Source organism: Streptomyces sp. NPDC050264, from assembly GCF_040655895.1.
In the GTDB taxonomy this organism is placed as follows: domain Bacteria; phylum Actinomycetota; class Actinomycetes; order Streptomycetales; family Streptomycetaceae; genus Streptomyces.
Genome location: NZ_JBFAKV010000015.1, coordinates 15,612 through 34,993, shown reverse-complemented (window position 1 = coordinate 34,993; position 19,382 = coordinate 15,612). Strand labels below are relative to the sequence as shown.

Annotated in this window: 18 protein-coding genes; 8 read left to right on the top strand and 10 right to left on the bottom strand. The window is 71.9% G+C overall.

What is annotated here, in order from left to right; translation table 11 throughout:
- The 4 genes from AB0J02_RS25620 to AB0J02_RS25605 all read left to right on the top strand — a co-directional run bounded on the left by AB0J02_RS25620 (position 1) and on the right by AB0J02_RS25605 (position 4,302).
- A complete protein-coding gene (locus AB0J02_RS25620) occupies positions 1–951 on the top strand; it encodes an ABC transporter permease (RefSeq protein WP_363196098.1) in 951 nt (316 codons plus the stop codon).
- 66 nt (positions 952–1,017) lie between these two features.
- Positions 1,018–1,941, top strand: a complete 924-nt coding sequence (locus AB0J02_RS25615; RefSeq protein ID WP_363196097.1) for an ABC transporter permease — start codon at positions 1,018–1,020, stop codon at positions 1,939–1,941.
- Positions 1,938–3,566 carry an ABC transporter ATP-binding protein gene (locus tag AB0J02_RS25610; RefSeq protein ID WP_363196096.1) on the top strand — a complete coding sequence of 543 codons (1,629 nt, stop codon included), beginning with the start codon at positions 1,938–1,940 and terminating at the stop codon, positions 3,564–3,566. The genes AB0J02_RS25615 and AB0J02_RS25610 overlap by 4 nt, the downstream gene beginning before the upstream one ends.
- 112 nt (positions 3,567–3,678) lie before the next feature.
- The gene (locus AB0J02_RS25605; protein ID WP_363196230.1) at positions 3,679–4,302 is read left to right on the top strand and encodes a TetR/AcrR family transcriptional regulator; all 624 of its coding nucleotides are present in this window, start codon (positions 3,679–3,681) and stop codon (positions 4,300–4,302) included.
- Between the two features lie 179 nt (positions 4,303–4,481).
- Here the strand turns inward: AB0J02_RS25605 and AB0J02_RS25600 are convergent, their stop codons facing one another.
- Entirely contained in the window at positions 4,482–4,712 is a 231-nt protein-coding gene (locus AB0J02_RS25600) for a hypothetical protein (RefSeq protein ID WP_363196095.1), read from the bottom strand.
- Entirely contained in the window at positions 4,672–5,601 is a 930-nt protein-coding gene (locus AB0J02_RS25595) for a LysR family transcriptional regulator (protein ID WP_363196229.1), read from the bottom strand. Before AB0J02_RS25595 ends, AB0J02_RS25600 begins: the two co-directional genes overlap by 41 nt.
- A 90-nt stretch (positions 5,602–5,691) precedes the next feature.
- Between AB0J02_RS25595 and AB0J02_RS25590 the strand changes: the two genes are divergently transcribed.
- Together AB0J02_RS25590 and AB0J02_RS25585 are read left to right on the top strand one after the other, a co-directional pair.
- On the top strand, positions 5,692–6,543 hold the full coding sequence (locus tag AB0J02_RS25590) for an alpha/beta hydrolase (RefSeq protein WP_363196094.1): 852 nt from the start codon (positions 5,692–5,694) through the stop codon (positions 6,541–6,543).
- Positions 6,540–7,964, top strand: coding sequence for an MFS transporter (locus AB0J02_RS25585; protein ID WP_363196093.1), 1,425 nt, complete (start codon positions 6,540–6,542; stop codon positions 7,962–7,964). Before AB0J02_RS25590 ends, AB0J02_RS25585 begins: the two co-directional genes overlap by 4 nt.
- A gap of 27 nt (positions 7,965–7,991) precedes the next feature.
- On the opposite strand, the gene AB0J02_RS25580 is transcribed toward AB0J02_RS25585, so the two are convergent.
- From AB0J02_RS25580 to AB0J02_RS25570, 3 genes are all read right to left on the bottom strand, one after another.
- On the bottom strand, positions 7,992–9,320 hold the full coding sequence (locus tag AB0J02_RS25580) for a TRAM domain-containing protein (RefSeq protein ID WP_363196092.1): 1,329 nt from the start codon (positions 9,318–9,320) through the stop codon (positions 7,992–7,994).
- 124 nt (positions 9,321–9,444) lie between these two features.
- A complete protein-coding gene (locus AB0J02_RS25575) occupies positions 9,445–11,490 on the bottom strand; it encodes an APC family permease (RefSeq protein ID WP_363196091.1) in 2,046 nt (681 codons plus the stop codon).
- An 80-nt stretch (positions 11,491–11,570) separates the two neighbouring features.
- Complete coding sequence (locus AB0J02_RS25570; protein ID WP_363196090.1) at positions 11,571–12,272, bottom strand: lytic transglycosylase domain-containing protein; 702 nt, start codon at positions 12,270–12,272, stop codon at positions 11,571–11,573.
- 264 nt (positions 12,273–12,536) lie between these two features.
- Between AB0J02_RS25570 and AB0J02_RS25565 the strand changes: the two genes are divergently transcribed.
- Both AB0J02_RS25565 and AB0J02_RS25560 read left to right on the top strand, forming a co-directional pair.
- A complete protein-coding gene (locus tag AB0J02_RS25565) occupies positions 12,537–13,205 on the top strand; it encodes a TrkA family potassium uptake protein (protein WP_363196089.1) in 669 nt (222 codons plus the stop codon).
- Positions 13,205–13,876, top strand: coding sequence for a TrkA family potassium uptake protein (locus AB0J02_RS25560; protein WP_164558793.1), 672 nt, complete (start codon positions 13,205–13,207; stop codon positions 13,874–13,876). The genes AB0J02_RS25565 and AB0J02_RS25560 overlap by 1 nt, the downstream gene beginning before the upstream one ends.
- Positions 13,877–13,988: 112 nt before the next feature.
- Here the strand turns inward: AB0J02_RS25560 and AB0J02_RS25555 are convergent, their stop codons facing one another.
- The 5 genes from AB0J02_RS25555 to AB0J02_RS25535 form a co-directional block, all read right to left on the bottom strand.
- Entirely contained in the window at positions 13,989–14,756 is a 768-nt protein-coding gene (locus tag AB0J02_RS25555) for a DUF3159 domain-containing protein (protein WP_363196088.1), read from the bottom strand.
- A gap of 3 nt (positions 14,757–14,759) precedes the next feature.
- The gene (locus AB0J02_RS25550; protein ID WP_255970494.1) at positions 14,760–15,170 is read right to left on the bottom strand and encodes an OB-fold nucleic acid binding domain-containing protein; all 411 of its coding nucleotides are present in this window, start codon (positions 15,168–15,170) and stop codon (positions 14,760–14,762) included.
- A gap of 93 nt (positions 15,171–15,263) precedes the next feature.
- The gene (locus AB0J02_RS25545; RefSeq protein WP_363196087.1) at positions 15,264–15,947 is read right to left on the bottom strand and encodes a response regulator; all 684 of its coding nucleotides are present in this window, start codon (positions 15,945–15,947) and stop codon (positions 15,264–15,266) included.
- Entirely contained in the window at positions 15,944–18,559 is a 2,616-nt protein-coding gene (locus tag AB0J02_RS25540) for a sensor histidine kinase KdpD (protein ID WP_363196086.1), read from the bottom strand. The genes AB0J02_RS25545 and AB0J02_RS25540 overlap by 4 nt, the downstream gene beginning before the upstream one ends.
- Positions 18,560–18,651: 92 nt before the next feature.
- Positions 18,652–19,380: an ABC transporter ATP-binding protein gene (locus tag AB0J02_RS25535; protein WP_363196085.1), complete on the bottom strand. Its 729-nt coding sequence runs from the start codon at positions 19,378–19,380 to the stop codon at positions 18,652–18,654.
- Positions 19,381–19,382: the final 2 nt, after the last annotated feature.

Genomic DNA, 19,382 nt, shown 5'->3' with positions numbered 1-19,382 from the left:
GTGCGGCGCTATCTGGCACAGCGACTGGTCCAGGCCGTCCTCGTCCTGTGGGCGGCGTTCACCCTGTCGTTCGCGGTGTTGTACCTGCTGCCCGGCGACCCGGTGTCCATCATGGCGGCGGGCGGCGGCGAGACGAGCAGCGTCGGTCCCGGCCAACTGGCCGAGCTGAGAAGGACGTACGGCCTCGACAGACCGGTCGCCGAGCAGTACGGCAGCCGGCTGTGGCACGCCCTGCACGGCGACTTCGGGACCTCGGTGCAGAGCGGCGACCACGTCACCCGCATGATCGCCGAGAGCCTGCCCGCGACTCTCCAACTCACCTCCGGTGCGCTGCTGTTGGCGCTGATCCTGGGGGCGGGCGTGGCCCTGCTCGCCACCTACACCCGATCGCGCTGGCTGCGGCAGACGCTGCTGTCCCTGCCCGCGCTCGGTGTGTCCGCCCCCACGTTCCTGGTCGGCCTGGTGCTCGTACAGATCGTGTCGTTCCGCTGGGGCCTGCTGCCCGCCGTCGGCAACGAGGGCTTCGAGAGCCTGATCCTGCCGGTGATCACCCTGGCGCTGCCCACCGGCGCGATCCTCGCGCAGGTCTTCGCCAAGAGCCTGCGGACCACCCTCGCCGAACCGTACGTGGAGACCGCGCTGGCCAAGGGTGCCGGCCGGGCCCGGGTGCACTTCCGGCACGCCGCCCGCAACGCCTCGATCCCTCCGCTGACGGTGGTGGGCATGCTGGTCGGCAACCTGCTGGCGGGGTCGGTGGTCGTGGAGACGGTGTTCTCCCGGACCGGGGTGGGGCGGCTCACCGCCATGGCGGTGAGCGCGCAGGACATCCCGGTGGTCCAGGGGCTGGTGGTGTTCGGCGCGCTGGCCTTCGTCCTGGCCAATCTGGCCGTCGACCTGATCTGCCCCCTCCTCGATCCGCGGATCACGACATCTGTGGCGGTGGCGCGATGACCGAACTCACGACGGCTGTGGCGGTGACGCGATGACCGAACTCACGACAGCTGTGGCGGTGGCGCGGTGACCGAACTCATGACGGCCGAGGCGCTCACCCGACCGCCGGGCGGAACCGGCTCCCCGCACCCGGAACGCTCCGGCCGGGCGGGCGCGGCGCGGCGGCTCCGGCGGCTGGCCGGGTTCCTGCTGCGCCGCCCCGGACTCGTCCTCTCCGTCCTGGTGCTGGCGCTCGTCCTCCTGGCGGCCTTCTTCCCGGGCCTCTTCACCGCGCAGGACCCGCTCTCCGGTGTGCCCCGGGACAAGGTGCAGGGGCCCGGCGCCGGGCATCCGTTCGGCACCGACCAGCTGGGCCGCGACCTGTTCTCGCGGGTGGTGCACGGCTCGGCCCTGTCCCTGCGGGCGACGCTGCTCGCCGTCGCCGTGGGCCTGGGGGTGGGCTCCCTCGTCGGGCTGCTCGCCGGGTACCTCGGCGGCCGCGTCGACGACGTCCTGATGCGCGGCGCCGACGTCCTCCTCGCCATCCCGAACCTGCTGCTCGCGCTGGCCGTCGTGACCGCGCTCGGCTTCGGCACCGCGAAGGTCGCGATCGCCGTGGGCGTCACCGGCGTGGCGAGCTTCGCCCGCATCATGCGCTCCGAAGTGCTGCGGGTGCGCGGCTCGGTGTACGTGGAGGCGGCGCGCGCCTCGGGGTCCCGGTGGTACTCCGTACTCGGGAGGCACGTGCTGCCGAACTCCGCGGGCCCGGTCCTCGTGTACGCGGCCGTCGACTTCGGCGCCGTCCTCCTTCAGGTGTCCTCGCTCAGCTTCCTCGGCTACGGCGCCACACCGCCGACCCCCGAATGGGGCGCGCTGGTCTCGGGCGGCCGCGACTACCTGGCCACGGCGTGGTGGCTGACCACGCTGCCCGGCCTGACCATCGCGGCCACCGTCCTGGCCGCCAATCGCATCTCCCGCGCGCTCGACGGGGAAGGCAGGCAGACCCGGTGAACGACGACCAACCCCTGCTCGACGTACGCGGGTTGCGGGTCTCGTACCGGACCCGCACCGGCATCGTCCGGGCCGTACGGGGCGTCGACCTCACCGTGCGGCCCGGCGAGGTCGTCGCCGTGGTCGGCGAGTCCGGTTCGGGCAAGAGCACGACGGCGCACTCCGTCATCGGGCTGCTCCCGGCCGGTGGCGTACTGGAGGCGGGGCGGATCCTCTTCGACGGTGTCGACCTGGCCCGGGTGAAGGACAAGGAGCTGCGGGCCCGCCGGGGCCGTGACATCGGGCTGATCCCGCAGGACCCGATGGTGTCGCTCAATCCGGTGCAGCGCGTCGGGACACAGGTCGCCGAGGTGCTGCTGATCCACGGCCTCGCCGACCGGCGGACGGCGGCGGCGCAGGCCGTCGGGATCCTCGGCAGGGCCGGTCTGCCGGACCCCGCGGTCCAGGCCCGGCGCTACCCCCACGAACTCTCCGGCGGTATGCGGCAACGTGTGCTGATCGCCGTCGCGGTGGCCGCCCGGCCGAAACTGGTGATCGCCGACGAGCCGACGAGCGCGCTCGACGTCACCGTCCAGCGGCAGATCCTCGACCACATCGAGCACCTCACCCGGGAGTCGGGCACCGCGGTCCTGCTGATCACGCACGATCTGGGCGTCGCCGCGGACCGGGCGCGGCGGATCGTCGTCATGGCGGACGGCGAGGTGGTCGAGAGCGGCGCCACGCAACAGGTGCGCACCGCCCCCCAACACCCTTACACGCGGCGCTTGTTGGCATCCGCCCCGAGTCTGGCCGGGGGCCGTCTGGTGGTGGACCGGCGCGGCGCCGGCGGGCCCGTGGGCGCGGACGATCTGCTGACCGTCCGGGGGCTCGTGAAGGAGTTCCCGTCGCCTCGCGGGGCAGCGGGCGCCCGTACGTTCCGGGCGGTCGACGAGGTCGGGTTCCGGATCGGCCGCGGCGAGACCTTCGCGCTGGTCGGCGAGTCGGGGTCCGGGAAGTCGACCACCGCCCGGCTCGTGGTGCGCCTCGCGGATCCCACGGCCGGCACCGTCACCTTCGACGGGCAGGACATCACCGGCCTGCGCGGCGGGGCGCTGCGGCGGCTGCGCCGGCGGATGCAGCTCGTCCACCAGAGCCCGTACGCCTCCCTGGATCCTCGGCAGTCCGTCGCGGACGTGATCACCGAGCCGCTCCGCGCGTTCAACATCGGCGGCCGCAAGGAGCGCGCCCGGCGCGCGAGTGACCTGCTGGAACGCGTCGCGCTCCCCGTCTCCGCCCTCCGGCGCCGCCCCGCCGAACTCTCCGGCGGGCAGCGCCAGCGCGTGGCGATCGCCCGGGCACTCGCCCTGGAACCCGACCTGGTCGTCTGCGACGAACCGGTGTCGGCCCTCGACGTGTCCGTCCAGGCACAGATCCTCGAACTGCTCGTGGACCTCCAGCGCGACCTCGGCCTCAGCTACCTCTTCATCTCCCACGACCTGGCCGTGGTCCGCCAGATCGCCGACCGGGTCGGCGTCATGCGCCGGGGCCGCCTGATCGAGACGGGCACGACCGACGACGTCTTCGCCACCCCCGCCGACCCGTACACCCAGGAACTCCTCGCCGCCGTCCCCGGCACCCGGGCCTGAGCGGGCCGCGCTCGCCGCGGGCGTCAGACACGGCCGGGCCCGCGCACCACGAGGACGATACGCAGCACCACGACGACCGCGCCGACGGCCGACCAAAGAAGAACGCCGCCAGATCGCGGACGCCGTCTGCCGACTCATCACCGAACACGGCCTGGACGCGGTGACCGTGGCACGGACCGCCGCGACCGCCGGGATGTCGGTGGGGCTCGTGCAGCACTACTTCCGTTCCAAGGACGAGATGCTGCTGCACGCGTTCAAGGAGGTGACCGCGCGCATCAGGAGCCGGGCCGACGAACGGATCCGGACCGGCATCGAGCACCACCGTCCGATCAGGCACGTCCTGGCCGAAGCGCTCGCCGAACTCCTCCCGTTGGACGAGACGCGGCGCACCGAGTTCCGGGTGACGCGGGCGTTCGCCGGCCGGGCCCTGGACGCGCCCGCGCTCGCCGACGTCGACGTGGAGACCGCCCACCGGCTGCGCACGGATGTGGCGCGGGCCGTACACAACGGCAAGGAGTGCGGCGAGGTCGCACCGGACCTGGACCCGTGGCCCGCGGCCGTCCGGCCGACCGCGGTGACGGAGGGCCTGGCGATGCAGGTCTACCGGGACACCGCCCAGGCCGACGGAGTACCCGCGAGCGAAGTGTCGGCAGCGTCCATCGCGGAGGAGCTCACGGCCGTCTTCACCGGCGACTGCCGCCAGTACGCCGGGCCCCGCCACACGACGTCTTCCTGACAGCCACCAGCGTCCTGGAGGGTGACACTGCCGACCGACCGACGTCCCGTGATGGTCGATCTGCACGGCGGCGAGGGCGCCATGAAGGGCGCCCTGGGTTGCCTCGCCCATCCTGACTTGGAGAGAAAGGGACACGCCACTCGCCCACCGCGCACGTAACGGAGGTTCTGACCGCTCACTCACCCCGGCCGGTGGATGCCCAGCGTGCGCTCGAAGACGAAGACGAAGACGATGGCGATGGTGTCGGTGAGCCGCTTCTCGTCGGCGCGGGCCCTCTCACCCGTATCCCCCGCGCCCCACTCGACAAGCGCCGCCGGGTCGACCCCGACACCCCCTTGATGGGGCGTCAGGCTGCTGTCATGCAGGCACTCACGCCCGCCCCAGCCGCAGGTCGAGCGCGGCACCGACATCGGGGCAGTTCCGGCGGACGGTGTCGAGAAAGGCACCGAGCGCCGGGGAGCGGTCCCGGTCGGCGAAGGACAGGACCAGGTCGGGAAGCGCCGTCCTCGGGGTCACCTCGCAGAACCGGATCCCCGGCCTCGGAGCCTCTCGCATGCGGGAGGGCCCGAGGCCCACGCCGACCCCGCAGGCCGCCAGGCCCATGATCGTGTGTACGTCCCTCGCCACGGTGGCGCCTTCCAGCGCTGCGGCGTCCTCGCCCAGCAGGACGCGCAGCCCGGTGGCGATGGCGGGCTCGTCCTCCCCGGCGGCCACGATCAGCGGCTGCCGTCGCAGCTGGTCCACGCTCACCGACGCCTGGCCCGCGTAGGGGTGGGCGCCGGCGACCACGGCGATCAGATGGTCGTGTCCGACCGGGACGGACACCAGATGCTCGGCCCCGGCGCCCCGGGGCGGTCCGAGGGTGACGGCCACGTCCAGTTCTCCGGCGATGAGCGCGGCGGTGCTGCGGCCCGATGCCATCTCGTGCAGCTCAAGGCGGACGTCGGGCCGCTCGCGGCCGAACCGGCCCAGGACGTCCGGGAGCGGGTCGAGCAGCGCGGAGGCGATGAATCCAAGGCGCAACCGGCCCGTCTCGCCGCGCGCCGCCCGGCCGGCGTCCACTGTGGCCGCCGCCATCTCCTCCAGTGCCCGCCGCGCCCGGTCGAGGAACGCCTCGCCCGCGGCGGTCGGGAACACTCCCTGGCGCGTGCGGTCGAACAGCCGGGCCCCGGTCTCGCGCTCCAGGTCGGCGATCTGTTTGGACAGCGGGGGCTGCGCGATACCCAGCGCGCGGGCGGCCCGGCCGAAGTGTCTGTGCTCGGCGAGGGCGAGCGCGTACCGCAGATGCCGCGCTTCCAAGACCGCCCCCTTCATACATACAAAGTATCGCCGCCCAGCGTGCCATATCTTTCGCTGGATCGACTCGCTAGGGTCCCCTGAGATGGGGCCATGGCTCCCTCCCCGAACAACCCGAACAACACCGTCTTCGTCCTGGTGCACGGCGCCTGGCACGGCTCATGGCAGTGGGCGGCGACGCAACGGGCGCTCGCCGGTCTCGGTACCGCGAGTGTTGCCGTCGACCTGCCCGGGCACGGCTTCGGCGCTCCCCTGCCCAGCGGATACCTGCTGCCCGGTCGCCCCGGTCTGCTGACCGAGAGATCGCAGCTCGCCGACATCACGATGGACGACTGCGCCGATGCCGTCCTGGACACGCTGCGCCGGGTCCGCCGCTACGGCCGCGTCGTGCTCGTCGCGCACAGCGCGGGCGGCGGTCCCGCGTCGCTGGCCGCGGAGCGCGCGCCCGAACTGGTCGACCGCGTCGTCTACCTCTCCGCGTTCGTCCCCGCCGGCCGTCCCCGGTTCTTCGACTACCTGAGCGCGCCCGAGAACGCCACCGCTCTGGGGCAGGGCCTCAACCTCGGTGATCCCGAGGCGCTGGGGGCCGTACGGATCGACCCGCTCTCGTCGGACCCCGCCTACATCGAGGAGCTGCGGCAGGCCCACTACCACGACACGCCCGCAGACCGCTTCGACCGCTGGCGCTCCGCACTCAGCCCCGATCTGCCGCTGGCCGTCCCGGCGACCCCCATCACTCTGACCGCGGCACGGTGGGGCCGTATCCCGCGTACCTTCCTGCGCTGCGCGCAGGACCGGGGACTGCCGACGGCCACACAGGACCTGATGATCGCGGAGGCCGACCGGGCCATGCCGGGCGAGCCGTTCACCGTCCGCACGCTTCCGGGCAGCCACAGCCCGTTCGCCGCCCGCCCGCAGGAACTCGCCGAGGCCCTGGTCCGGTGAACGTCCGACGTTTCCTGCTGCCGGTGGTGCTGAGCGCGACCTTCGTGCAGCTGCTCAACGTCACGATCGCGCAGATCGCCGCTCCGGCCATCCAGTCCGGCCTGGGCGCGGGCCCCGGCGCGGTGCAGCTCGTGCTGGCCGGCTACACCCTGGCGTACGCGTGCCTGCTCATCACCGCCGCACGGCTTGGCGAGCGCTACGGTCACCGGCGGCTGTTCGTGCTGGGCACCACGGTGTTCACGGTCGGCTCGGTGGCCTGCGCCGCCGCGCCCGGCGCCGGATGGCTGATCGCGGCCCGGCTGGTGCAGGGTGCGGGCAGCGGCCTGGTCGCCCCGCAGGTGCTCTCGCTCATCCGCACCGGCGTCCCGCCGGCCCGCCGCCCACGAGCCCTCGCCCTGTACGGCGCCACGATGGGCGTGGCCTCGCTGGCCGGTCCGCTCATCGGCGGGCTGCTCGTCGGCGCCGACCTCTTCGGCCTCGGCTGGCGCGCGGTCTTCCTGGTCACGGTGCCCGTGGCACTCGTTTCGCTGGCGGGCGCCGCCCTGCTGCCTCCTGCGCGCGGCACGGACGGACAGCGCGTGGACCGGGTGGGAGTGGCACTGACCACCATCGGCTTCGCGACGCTGGTCCTGCCGTGCGCGCTGGGCCGGGAGGCCGGCTGGCCCTGGTGGACCTGGGCCTCCTTCACCGTGGCCGCGGCCGCCCTCACCTGCTTCGTCCGCACGCTCCGGCACCGGCCGGACCCCCTGGTCCACCCGTCGGTCCTGCGGGACGGGACCGCGCGGCGGGGCGTGCTGCTGGTGTTCGTCTTCAACGCCGGTGTCCCGTCGTTCACGTACCTGCTGTTCCTGCATCTGCAGTCCGCTGTCGGGTATTCGGCGCTGTCCGCCGCGCTGGTCTCGGCGCCGTTCGCCGCCGCGGCCGTGGTGGGCAGCCGTGTCGCCCCGGCCCTCTCCCGCCGGCTGGGCGCGACGGCGCTGACGGCCGCCGCGCTCGTGCTTGCGGGCACGGCCGTGGCGCTCGCGCCGCTCATCGCAACCGGCCCCGGGCGCCGTGCGGCGCTGCCGGTACTGGCGGCCGGGGGCGCCGCGTTCGGCCTGTTCACGGCCGCGGTGTTCACGCTGGTCCTCGCGGGTGTGCGGGGCGCCGCCGCGAGTTCGGTGTCCGGGCTGCTGCCCACAGCCCAGCAACTCGGCGGCTCGATCGGGGTGACGGCGGCCGGCCTTGCCTATTTCGCACCGGCCGACAGTGCGAACGCGGCGTTCACCCACGCCATGGCCTACGAGGCCGCGATCTTCGTACTCACGGCGCTGATCGCCCTCCGGCTACGACGGACCGACTCCGGTCCGGAGCGGTCCCGGCAGGGGCCGGCCATCGAAGGGCGCGGGCAGACCGCCCGACGCGGCGCCCTGCGCCACTGACCCGCGCGAGGCCGGCCGACCCGCCGCTCAGGCGCCCTTGTCCGCAGGCTCCAGAATGGCCACGCACTCCACGTGATGCGTCATGGGAAACAGATCGAACGCCCGCAGCGACCGCACCCGGTACCCGCCCTCCTTGAAGTACCCCAGGTCCCGGGCAAGCGCGGCCGGGTCGCAGGCCACGTACGCGATCCGGCGCGCGCCCAGCGTCGTGAGGTGGGCGACCGTCTTCTTGCCGGCGCCCGCGCGCGGCGGGTCCAGGACGATGAGGTCGGCCTCGGTGATGCCGGTGCGCGGCAGGGTCGCGTCGACCTTGCCCTGCTCGATGCGGACCCGGTCGAAGGCGGCGAGGTTGTGCCGGGCGTCCTCGACGGCGCGCTTGCCGGACTCGATGCCGAGCACCGCGCCCTTCTCGCCGACGCGGTCCGCGAGGGCGCCGGCGAACAGGCCGACGCCGCAGTACAGGTCGAGGGCGGTGTCGCCCTTGCGCGGGAGCAGACCCTGCATCACCGCGCGCATCAGCGTCTCCGCGGCCTGCGGGTGGACCTGCCAGAAGCCGCCGCTGCCGACCCGGTAGGTGCGGTTGTCGGCGCGCTCGCGCACGAAGGCGCGGCCGTGCACGCGGTGCACCCCGCCGTCCTTCTCGCCGACCCGCATCACGGACACCGGCTTGTCGAGCTCGACGAGGGGCAGCCGGGCGCCGGGCGCCGGCTCCAGGATCACCATGCGGTCCTGGGAACCGGTCGCCGCGATCGCGTCGACGGACACCATGCCCGACCAGTCCCGCTGCTCGATCCCCAGCTCGGACACGCCCTCGGCCGCGATCATGCAGTGCTCGATCGGCTCGACCTCGTGCGAGCGGTGGCGGCGCAGTCCGGCGTTGCCGTCCGCGTCGACCGCGTACTGGACACGGGTACGCCACTGCGGCACCTGGCCCGCCGGCAGTTTGTCGCCCTCGGCCGGCATCACCGTGCCGTCCCAGCCGGCCTCCTCGGGCGTGAGGCCCGCGAGGCGCTGCAGCTGCTCGGCGATGACCTCGCCCTTCATGCGGCGCTGCGCGCCCGGCTTCGCGTGCTGCCAGTCGCAGCCGCCGCAGCGGCCGGGGCCCGAGTAGGGGCAGGGCGCCTCGACGCGGTCCTTGGACGCGTCGAGCACCTTCACGGCGTCCGCGCGCAGGAAGCGGTCGCCCTCGTCGCCGTCCGTCACCCGCGCCACGACCCGCTCGCCGGGCAGCGTGTGCCGGACGAAGAGGACCTGGCCCTCGGCTGTACGCGCGATGCAGTGACCGCCGTGTGCGACGGGCCCGATCTCGACCTCGTACTCCTCCCCCACCAGTGACGTCTTCTCTTCTGCCTGCATGGCGGGGGCTCCAGTACCTCAAGGGGGAAACGGCCAAAAAGCGAAAGCGGCCGGACAACAGCCCACCAGTCTACGTGGCTGTCACCCGGCCGCTCACCACGAGCCGTGGGCCTACAGGGCGCCGCTACTTGTTGCTCGGCTCCTTCGGGCGCTTCTCCACCGGGCCGCGGCGGACGGCGCCCGGCGCGTGCCACTCGGAGCGCCTGCGGGCCCGCTTCTTGGCGGCCTCGGAGGACTCCAGCTGGTAGGGGACGGACGTCACCATGATCCCCGGAGTGAACAGCAGCCGTCCCTTCAGCCTGAGCGCGCTCTGGTTGTGCAGCAGGTGCTCGTACCAGTGGCCGACCACGTACTCGGGGATGATCACGCTGACGGCGTCGCGCGGAGACTCCCGGCGCAGGCTCTTCACGTACTCGATGATCGGCCGGGTGATCTCGCGGTAGGGCGAGTCGAGGACCTTCAGCGGTACGTCGATGCCGCGCCGCTCCCACTCCTCGCGCAGCGCCTTCGTCTCGGCCGGGTCGACGTTGACGCTCAGCGCTTCGAGCGTGTCCGTGCGCATCAGCTTGGCGTAGGCGAGGGCCCGCAGGGTGGGGCGGTGGATCTTCGAGACGAGCACGATGGAGTGCACGCGGGACGGGCGGACGCTGTCGTCGGACGGCGTCTCCGGCGCGGCGATCTCCTCGGCGACCCGGTCGTAGTGCTTACGGATCGCGGTCATCGTCGCGTAGAAGATGCACATGCCGAGCAGCGCGACCCACGCGCCGTGCGTGAACTTCGTGACGAGGACGACCACGAGGACCAGGCCGGTGAAGAAGGCGCCGAAGGTGTTGATCGCGCGGGAGCGGATCATGTGGCGCCGCTTGTCGGCGTCCCGCTCGGTGCGCAGGTGGCGGTTCCAGTGCCGGACCATGCCGGTCTGGCTGAGTGTGAAGGACACGAACACGCCGACGATGTAGAGCTGGATCAGGCGGGTGGAGTCGGCGCCGTAGATGACGACGAGCAGCATGGCCGCGCCGGCGAGGAGCACGATGCCGTTGGAGAACGCGAGGCGGTCGCCGCGGGTGTGCAGCTGGCGCGGCAGGTAGCGGTCCTGCGCGAGGATCGAGCCGAGCAGCGGGAAGCCGTTGTACGCCGTGTTGGCGGCGAGGAAGAGGACCAGCGCGGTGGCTGCCGCCAGGATGACGAACGGGAAGCTGCCCTTGCCGAAGACGGCCTCCGCCACCTGGGAGATCACCGGGTTCTGGACGTAGCCGGAACCGACCGCGAGACCGTTGTGGATCAGGTCCGTCGCCGGGTGCTCGGCCATCCGCACCTTGGTCACCATGGCGAGCGCGATGATGCCGCAGAACATGGTCACGGCGAGCGCGCCCATCAGCGCGAGCGTGGACGCCGCGTTCTTCGACTTGGGCTTGCGGAACGCCGGTACGCCGTTGGAGATCGCCTCGACGCCGGTGAGCGCCGCACAGCCGGAGGAGAAGGCGCGCAGCAGCAGGAAGACGAGCGCGAAGCCCGCGAGGCCCTGGTGCTCGGCCTTGATGTGGAAGTCGGAGGTGGGTGCCTTCATGGAGTCGCCGAGGACGATCCCGCGGAAGGCGCCCCAGGCGATCATGATGAAGACGCCGGCCACGAAGACGTACGTGGGGATGGCGAAGAGCTTCCCGGACTCCTTCACGCCGCGCAGGTTCATCACCGTCAGCAGGACGATGACGGCGCAGGCGCAGAGCACCTTGTGCTCGACCACGAAGGGGATCGCCGAGCCGAGGTTCTCGATGCCGGAGGCGATGGAGACGGCGACGGTCAGGACATAGTCGACGAGCAGGGCGCTGGCGACGGTGAGCCCGGCCTTCGGGCCGAGGTTGGTGGTGGCCACCTCGTAGTCGCCGCCACCGCTCGGGTAGGCGTGCACGTTCTGCCGGTACGAGGCGACGACCGTGAACATCAGCACGACGACCGCGACCGCGATCCAGGGGCTGAAGTGGTAGGCCGACACTCCCGCGATGGAAAGGACCAGCAGGACCTCGCCCGGCGCGTACGCCACGGAGGACAGCGGGTCGGAGGCGAAAACGGGGAGTGCGATGCGCTTCGGAAGGAGTGTTTCCCCCAGCCGGTCGCTGCGCAGTGCGCGCCCGATCAAGATCCGTTTGGGCACGTCGGTCAGTTTGGACACGCAGAGGATCGTAAGCGTTCGAACGGGGGGCCGCCCACCCACCACCCCGAATCGGCACCCGGCCCTCTCCCGGCCCGCCCTCAGCCCGCCGCGCGCCCCGCCTTCGCCCAGTTGCCGCGCAGCCGGTCGAGATAGGAGCGGGCCTGGCCGCCGGGGCTCACGTCACGGGCGAAGGCCAGCATGTTGGACGCCCCGGCGTTGTAGCCGAGCGCGAGCAGTTCGTCGCGGGTGTACGGGCCGCTCCAGTGCGCCGGCAGCCGCGCGTCCAGGTCGTGCAGATGCCAGGCGGCGGCCTCGATCGCCAGGTCCCGGTCGTCGGGCAGCTCGTCCCAGGCACGGTCGGCGAAGTCACGGCCGCGCCTGGTCTCGTCGTACGCGGCCCGGTGCATGTTGGCGATACCGAAGGCGGCGTCCGGCTTGTACTTCTGCCAGGCCCGTTCCAGCGCGGGGTCGTGCGGTTTGTACGCCTCGTTGTAGAGGATCGCCATCACCAGCCGGGGCCCGACACCGGCCTGCCGGGCGCGGGCGCGGACCTGGGGCGCGTAGTCGGCGGGGTCGTAGTCGCCGCTCTCCGTACGGGACGCAGAGGGGGCCGGTGCGGACCGCTCCGGGGACGACTCCGGGGATCGCTCCGGGGATCGTGAAGCCTGTCCGCCGGAGGGTGACGGCTGGTCGCCACCCGCTTGGGACGGCGTACGCCCTCCGCGTGACAGCAGCCCCCACACCACCACCGCGGCCACCACGAGCACGAGCCACGTCCACCGAGAACGCCGTCCCGCCATGACCGCCTCCTCCACCCGCGAAGCCCGCCCGTGCAACCGCCGCGGAGCCCCTGTCCACCGGTCCGGGAAGCGGTGGCGATCTAGGCGCCGACGCGAAGGCGGACTTCGAGCATATTGCCGATACGGTGGTCCAGAGCGCGAGCCGCGAACAGCCCGTATCGTGCCCGAGATCGAGCCGCACCGGCTGGACCGAGCCGCGAGAGAGAGACATGAGCAGGACGTTTACGCAGGTCAGTAGGCCTATGAGGAGTGCGGGGTAGGTCCGTGCATATCGTGATCATGGGCTGTGGCCGAGTAGGGTCCCAACTCGCCCAGACCCTGGAACAGCAGGGCCACACGGTCGCCGTGGTCGACCAGGACCCCACGGCCTTCCGCCGTCTGGGATCCGGGTTCGGCGGCCGTCGCGTCACCGGGGTCGGCTTCGACCAGGACACCCTGCGCGAGGCCGGCATCGAGGAGGCGGGCGCCTTCGCCGCCGTCTCCAGCGGTGACAACTCGAACATCATCGCCGCCCGCGTGGCCCGCGAGATGTTCGGCATCGAGAACGTGGCGGCGCGTATCTACGACCCCCGCCGCGCCGAGGTCTACCAGCGCCTGGGCATCCCGACGGTCGCCACGGTCCGCTGGACCGCCGACCAGATGCTGCGCCGGCTGCTGCCGTCCGGCGCGGAGCCGCTGTGGCGCGACCCGACCGGCGGCGTCCAGCTCGCCGAGGTGCACGCGTCGGAGTCCTGGGTGGGCCAGAAGATCAGCCGCCTCCAGGAGGAGACGGGGGTGCGCGTGGCGTTCCTCACCCGCCTCGGCGAGGCAATGCTGCCGACGTCGCAGACGGTGCTGCAGGAGGGCGATCTCGTGCACGTGATGATGCGCACGGACGAGGTCGAGAAGGTCGAGGCGGCGTTCGCCGAAGGCCCCGAGGAAGGCGGTCAGTGATGAGGGTCGCCATTGCCGGAGCCGGGGCGGTCGGCCGCTCGATCGCGGGCGAGCTCCTGGAGAACGGTCACGAGGTCCTCCTCGTCGACAAGGCGCCGACGGCCATCTCGGTCGAGCGCGTCCCGCAGGCGGAGTGGCTGCTCGCCGATGCCTGCGAGATCACGTCCCTGGACGAGGCGGCGCTGCAGCGCTGCAACGTGGTCATCGCGGCCACCGGCGACGACAAGGTCAACCTCGTCGTCTCCCTCCTCGCGAAGACCGAGTACGGGGTCCCGCGGGTCGTCGCCCGCGTCAACAACCCCAAGAACGAATGGCTGTTCAACGAGTCGTGGGGCGTCGACGTCGCCGTCTCCACGCCGCGCCTCATGTCGGCCCTGGTCGAGGAGGCGGTGAGCGTGGGCGACCTGGTCCGCCTGCTCCGCTTCAGCCACGGCGACGCGAACCTGGTCGAGCTGACGCTCCCGCCGGAGTCGGCCCTCGCCGGCACGCGCGTGGGCGACGTCCAGTGGCCGCAGGACACGTCCCTGGTCACGATCATCCGCGGCACCCGCGTCCTGGCCCCCAGCCAGGAGGACTCCCTGGAGGCGGGCGACGAGCTGTTGTTCGTCGCCGCACAGGCGCGGGAGGAACAACTGGAGGACCTGCTGTCGGTCCGCCGCGAGGACGCTTAAGAAGCACATGAGAGGGCCCGGCAAGCTTTGCTTGCCGGGCCCTCTCATGTGCTTCTAGGGGCGCGGGGAACTGCGCGACCAGCCACACTCGACCCGCACGCGCCGGAGCAGCTCAGCCCTCCCGGCGATGCCGCGCACCCGCACCCGAGGAGGCCTCACGCTCGGCCTTCGCCTCCTTCTCGGCAGCCTCCGCGGCTTCCATCTCCGCGAACACATCGATCGGCGCGGGCGCCTTCGCCAGGAACACCCACGTCAGCCACACCGCCAGCAGGAACGGCGGGATCTTCAGAGCGATGAGCACCCAGCCGAACTGCGTCGTGTCGCCCCACCAGTACAGCGGGAACAGCACCGCGCATTTCGCGAGGAGAATGAGCCCCCAGGCCCAACTCGCCTTCGCATAGGCCTTCTTGCGGCCGGGGTTGCGCGTCCGCCACGACAGGTTCTCCTTGAACACCGGCCCGAGGATGAGCCCGATCAGCGGAACCCCGCACAGCGTGGTCACGATGTACGCGAGCGCGAGCCCCAACGTGTAGAGCATGCCGGGCAGATAGAAGTCCTTGGCGTTGCCGGTCATCATCGCGAAGACGACACCGAACGCGACACCGAAGACGCCGCTGAAGGCGTGCTTGACGGTGTCCTTCATGACCAGCCGCACCACGACCAGGACCAGGGACACCGCGAGGGCCGCGATGGCCGACATGTGCAGGTCCTTGTTGATCGTGAAGATGGTCACGAAGAGAAGACCGGGCACGACGGTCTCCACCATGCCCCGCAGGCCGCCGAAGGCCTCGAAGAGCGCGGCCTCGGTCACCGCCTTCGAAGCGGCGGAGTCCTGGTCGACTCCGGGTTCGCGGTCGGTCGGCTTGTCGAGCGACGTCACCGGCTACTCCCGTCCGAGCGGTCTGAGTTCGTACTTCGGGTTGAAGAGCACCCTACGGCCCCGGCTCATCGAGATCCGCCCCGAAGCGATCAACTTGCGGCCGGGTTCGATCCCCAGGATCGAGCGTCGGCCGAGCCACACCACATCCAGGGCGGCGGAGCCGTCGAACAACTCCGCCTCGAGGGCCGGAACTCCGGCGCGTGGTCGCAGGGTTACCGTGCGCAACGTACCAGTAACCGTGACGATCTGTCGGTCCTGGCAATCCCCGATACGCGTACAGCCCGTGGTCTCCGAGTCCTCGCGCAGCTCCTCCGACTCCAGGTCCTCCTGGGAGGTGGACAGTCGGTCGAGCATGCGCCGGAACCGGCCCGCCGGCTTCTCGGACGCCCTGTCGGAGCGAGGAACAGCACTCATACTTGAAGCGTACCCGGGGCCGGAGACACGGTCGTACTCGCTGGTGTACCCGCTTTCGGGGCCCTTACTTCCCGGGCCCGCACTTCTCGGGCCTCACTTCTCGAACCGGTACCCCATGCCCGGCTCGGTGACGAAGTGCCGCGGATGCGACGGGTCGGTCTCCAGCTTCCGGCGCAGCTGGGCCATGTACACACGCAAATAGTTGGTCTCGGTGCCGTACGACGGACCCCACACCTCCTGAAGCAGCTGCTTCTGGCTGACCAGGCGCCCCGTGTTGCGCACCAGCACCTCCAGCAGGTGCCACTCGGTGGGCGTGAGGCGCACATCGCGTCCGCCCCTGTGAACCTTCTTCGCGGCCATGTCGACGGTGAAGTCGTCGGTCTCGACGATCCCCTCGTCCTCGCCGCCCCCGGTGGGCTCGGCCCGCCGCACGGCCGCCCGCAGCCGGGCGAGCAGCTCGTCCATACCGAACGGCTTCGTCACGTAGTCGTCGGCGCCCGCGTCGAGCGCCTCGACCTTCTCGTCCGAGGAGTGCCGTGCGGACAGCACCAGGATCGGTACGCGTGTCCAGCCGCGCAACCCCTTGATCACCTCGACGCCGTCCATGTCGGGCAGGCCCAGATCGAGGACGACCACGTCGGGGTGGCGGGCGGCCGCGAGCTGCAGCGCGCCGGCTCCGTCGACCGCGGCGTCCACCTCGTACTTGCGCGCTTTCAGGTTGATGACGAGGGCGCGAACGATCTGCGGCTCGTCGTCGACCACGAGCACCCGGGTCATGCGTGCCTGCCTCTCTGCGGTTCTGCGGTGTCGGCTGCTGATGCCGTTGTCGTTGTCTCGGATGATGGCGTCGTACGGGTCAACGGCTGGTCCCGCGCCTCGGGCACGGGCTTCGCCGCCCTCAGGGTGAGCACCATCGTGAGCCCGCCCCCAGGAGTGTCCTCCGCGCCGAGTGTGCCGCCCATGGCCTCGACGAAGCCGCGCGCCACGGCGAGCCCGAGCCCCACGCCCGCGCCGCGAGGAGCGTCCCCGTACCGCTGGAACGGGGCGAAGATGCGCTCCTTGGCCTCATCCGGCACGCCGGGGCCGCGGTCCACGACGCGCAGTTCGACGCGTTCGCCGAGCGTGCTGGCGGAGACCAGGACGGGTTCGTCGGGCGGGCTGTACTTGACGGCGTTCTCGACGATGTTGGCGACGGCCCGCTCCAGCAGGCCCTTGTCGACGGTCACCATCGGCAGCGACTCGGGGATGTCCAGGTCGACGCTGAGATCCGGGTCCGGTACGCCGACCAGCGCCATCGGCACCACCTCGTCGAGGTCGATCTCCCGGATGAGCGGGGTGACGGTGCCGGTCTGGAGGCGGGACATGTCGAGCAGGTTCCCGACGAGGTGGTCGAGCCGGTCCGAGCCCGCCTCGATCCCGGCGAGCAGTTCGGCCTGGTCCTCGGGCGACCAGTCGACGTCCTCGGAGCGCAGGGAGGAGACGGCGGCCTTGATGCCGGCCAGCGGGGTGCGCAGGTCGTGGCTGACCGCGGCGAGCAGGGCGGTACGGATGCGGTTGCCCTCGGCGAGCGTGCGGGCCTGCTCGGCCTCGGACTGGAGGCGGCGCCGGTCCACGACGACGGCGGCCTGCGCGCCGAACGCGGCCAGGACGCGCCGGTCCTCCGCGGGCAGGACGCGCCCGGTCAGGGCCAGCGCCATGTGGTCGCCCACGGGCACGTCGACGTCGGCGTCCTCGGGCCGGCCGTCAGGGTGCGGCCCGACGCTGCCCGCGCAGGTCCAGGGCGCGGTGTCGCCCTCCCGCTCCAGGAGCGCCACGGACTCCATCGCGAACGTCTCCCGTACGCGTTCGAGCAGCGCTTCCAGGCTGGTGTCCCCGCGCAGCACACTGCCGGCGAGGAAGGAGAGGATCTCGGACTCGGCGCGCAGGCGTGCGGCCTGGTGGGTGCGGCGGGCGGCCTGGTCCACGACGGAGGCGACCGAGACGGCGACGCTGACGAAGATCACGATGGCGACGATGTTCTTCGGGTCGGCGACCGTGAACAGGTGCAGCGGCGGCGTGAAGAAGTAGTTCAGGAGCAGCGAGCCGAACGCCGCCGCGGCGAGGGCCGGAAGGAGTCCGCCGACCAGTGCCGCGGCCACGGTCAGCGACAGGAACAGCAGCATGTCGTTGGCGAGGCCGAGGTCGGAGTCGACGTGGGTGAGGAGGAGGGCGAGCAGCGCCGGGCCGCCGACACCGACGAGCCAGCCGCCCAGGATCCGGGTGCGGCCGAGCCGGGCGCCGCGCGCGACGGGCAGGCCGCGCCCCTTGGCCGCCTCCTCGTGCGTGACGATGTGCACGTCGAGGTCGGGCCCCGACTCGCGGGCGACGGTCGCGCCGACGCCGGGCCCGAAGACGTACTGCCAGGTCTTGCGGCGCGAGGAGCCGAGGACGATCTGGGTGGCGTTGACGCCGCGGGCGAACTCCAGGAGCGCCGAGGGGATGTCGTCGCCGATCACATGGTGGAACGTGCCGCCGAGGTCCTCGACGAGGGTGCGCTGGACGGCCAGTTCCTTGGGCGAGGCGGCGGTCAGCCCGTCGCTGCGGGCGATGTAGACGGCCAGCACCTCGCCGCCCGCGCCCTTCTCCGCGAGCCGCGCCGCACGCCTGATCAACGTACGGCCCTCGGGTCCGCCGGTGAGGCCGACGACGATGCGCTCGCGGGCCTGCCAGGTGGAGCGGATGTTGTGCTCGCCCCGGTACTGCTGGAGGTACTCGTCGGCCCGGTCGGCGACCCACAGGAGGGCCAGCTCGCGCAGGGCGGTGAGGTTTCCGGGGCGGAAGTAGTTGGACAGGGCCGCGTCGACCTTGTCCGGCTTGTAGATGTTGCCGTGGGCCATCCGGCGGCGCAGCGCCTGTGGCGACATGTCGACCAGTTCGATCTGGTCCGCGCGGCGCACGACCTCGTCGGGCACCGTCTCCCGCTGGCGGACCCCGGTGATCGCCTCGACGACGTCGCCCAGCGACTCCAGGTGCTGGATGTTGACGGTGGACACGACGTCGATGCCCGCGGCGAGGAGTTCCTCGACGTCCTGCCAGCGCTTGGCGTGGCGCGAGCCCGGCACGTTCGTGTGCGCCAGTTCGTCGACGAGGGCGACGGCCGGGGCGCGGCTCAGGACCGCGTCGACGTCCATCTCCTCGAAGAGGGAGCCGCGGTACTCGATCTCCTTGCGCGGGACGTACTCCAGGCCGTGCAGCATGACCTCGGTGCGCTGCCGCTTGTGGTGCTCGACGAACGCGACCACGCAGTCGGTGCCGCGTTCGATGCGGCGGTGCGCCTCGGACAGCATCGCGTACGTCTTGCCGACGCCCGGTGCGGAACCGAGATAGATCCGAAGCTTGCCGCGTCCCATGGGCTCGACCTTACGGTCAGGAAGTCCGACAAAGGGGACGGAGGCCTGGTGGGCGGGTGTCTTTGACAGAACCCTGATGCGCGACGAGTGGCTCAGGGCTGCCGCACGATCTCGCCGTCGCTCAGCTCCAGGACCCGGTCGGCGAGGTCGAGCAGCGCCGGGTCGTGCGTGGCCACGAGCGCGGTGACGTGCTCACTGCGGACGACGGCGCGCAGCGGTTCCATCACGGCGAGCCCGGTCTCGGCATCGAGTTGCCCGGTCGGTTCGTCGGCGATGAGCAGAGCCGGTCTGTTGGCGAGGGCGCGGGCGATGGCGACGCGCTGCTGCTGGCCGCCGGAGAGCTCGCCGGGCCGCTGCTTGGCGTGTCCTTCGAGGCCGACGAGGGAGAGCAGCAGTTCGACGCGCTCCTCGCGCTCGCGCACCGGCGCCTTGCGCAGTCGCATCGGCACGCCGACGTTCTCGGCGGCGGTGAGGATCGGGATGAGCCCGAAGGACTGGAGGACGAAGCCGACGCGGTCCCGGCGCAGCGCGAGCAGTCCGTTCTCGCCGAGTTCGGTGAGGTCGAGCCCGTCGACCGTGATCCGCCCCCGGTCGGGCTCGTCGAGGCCGCCCACCAGGTTGAGCAGGGTCGTCTTGCCGGATCCGGAGCGTCCCTTGAGGGCGACGAGTTCACCGCGCGGCACCTCGAAGGAGACTCCGCGCAGGGCGTGCACGGCGGCGGCGCCGGTCCCGTACGAGCGGTGCAGGTCCCGTACGACGACCATCGGCCCGCGGCCGTCCCGGTCCAGGACGGCGGTCCCCGTCTCGGTCCTCTCGCTCACGC

Bases quoted from the DNA above. Each gene is read 5' to 3' on its own strand.
- AB0J02_RS25600 (WP_363196095.1), bottom strand. From the start codon at position 4,712: ATGTCGGTGCCGCGCTCGACCTGCGGCTGGGGCGGGCGTGAGTGCCTG.
- AB0J02_RS25590 (WP_363196094.1), top strand. From the start codon at position 5,692: ATGGCTCCCTCCCCGAACAACCCGAACAACACCGTCTTCGTCCTGGTG.
- AB0J02_RS25580 (WP_363196092.1), bottom strand. From the start codon at position 9,320: ATGCAGGCAGAAGAGAAGACGTCACTGGTGGGGGAGGAGTACGAGGTC.
- AB0J02_RS25570 (WP_363196090.1), bottom strand. From the start codon at position 12,272: ATGGCGGGACGGCGTTCTCGGTGGACGTGGCTCGTGCTCGTGGTGGCC.
- AB0J02_RS25560 (WP_164558793.1), top strand. From the start codon at position 13,205: ATGAGGGTCGCCATTGCCGGAGCCGGGGCGGTCGGCCGCTCGATCGCG.
- AB0J02_RS25550 (WP_255970494.1), bottom strand. From the start codon at position 15,170: ATGAGTGCTGTTCCTCGCTCCGACAGGGCGTCCGAGAAGCCGGCGGGC.
- AB0J02_RS25545 (WP_363196087.1), bottom strand. From the start codon at position 15,947: ATGACCCGGGTGCTCGTGGTCGACGACGAGCCGCAGATCGTTCGCGCC.
- AB0J02_RS25540 (WP_363196086.1), bottom strand. From the start codon at position 18,559: ATGGGACGCGGCAAGCTTCGGATCTATCTCGGTTCCGCACCGGGCGTC.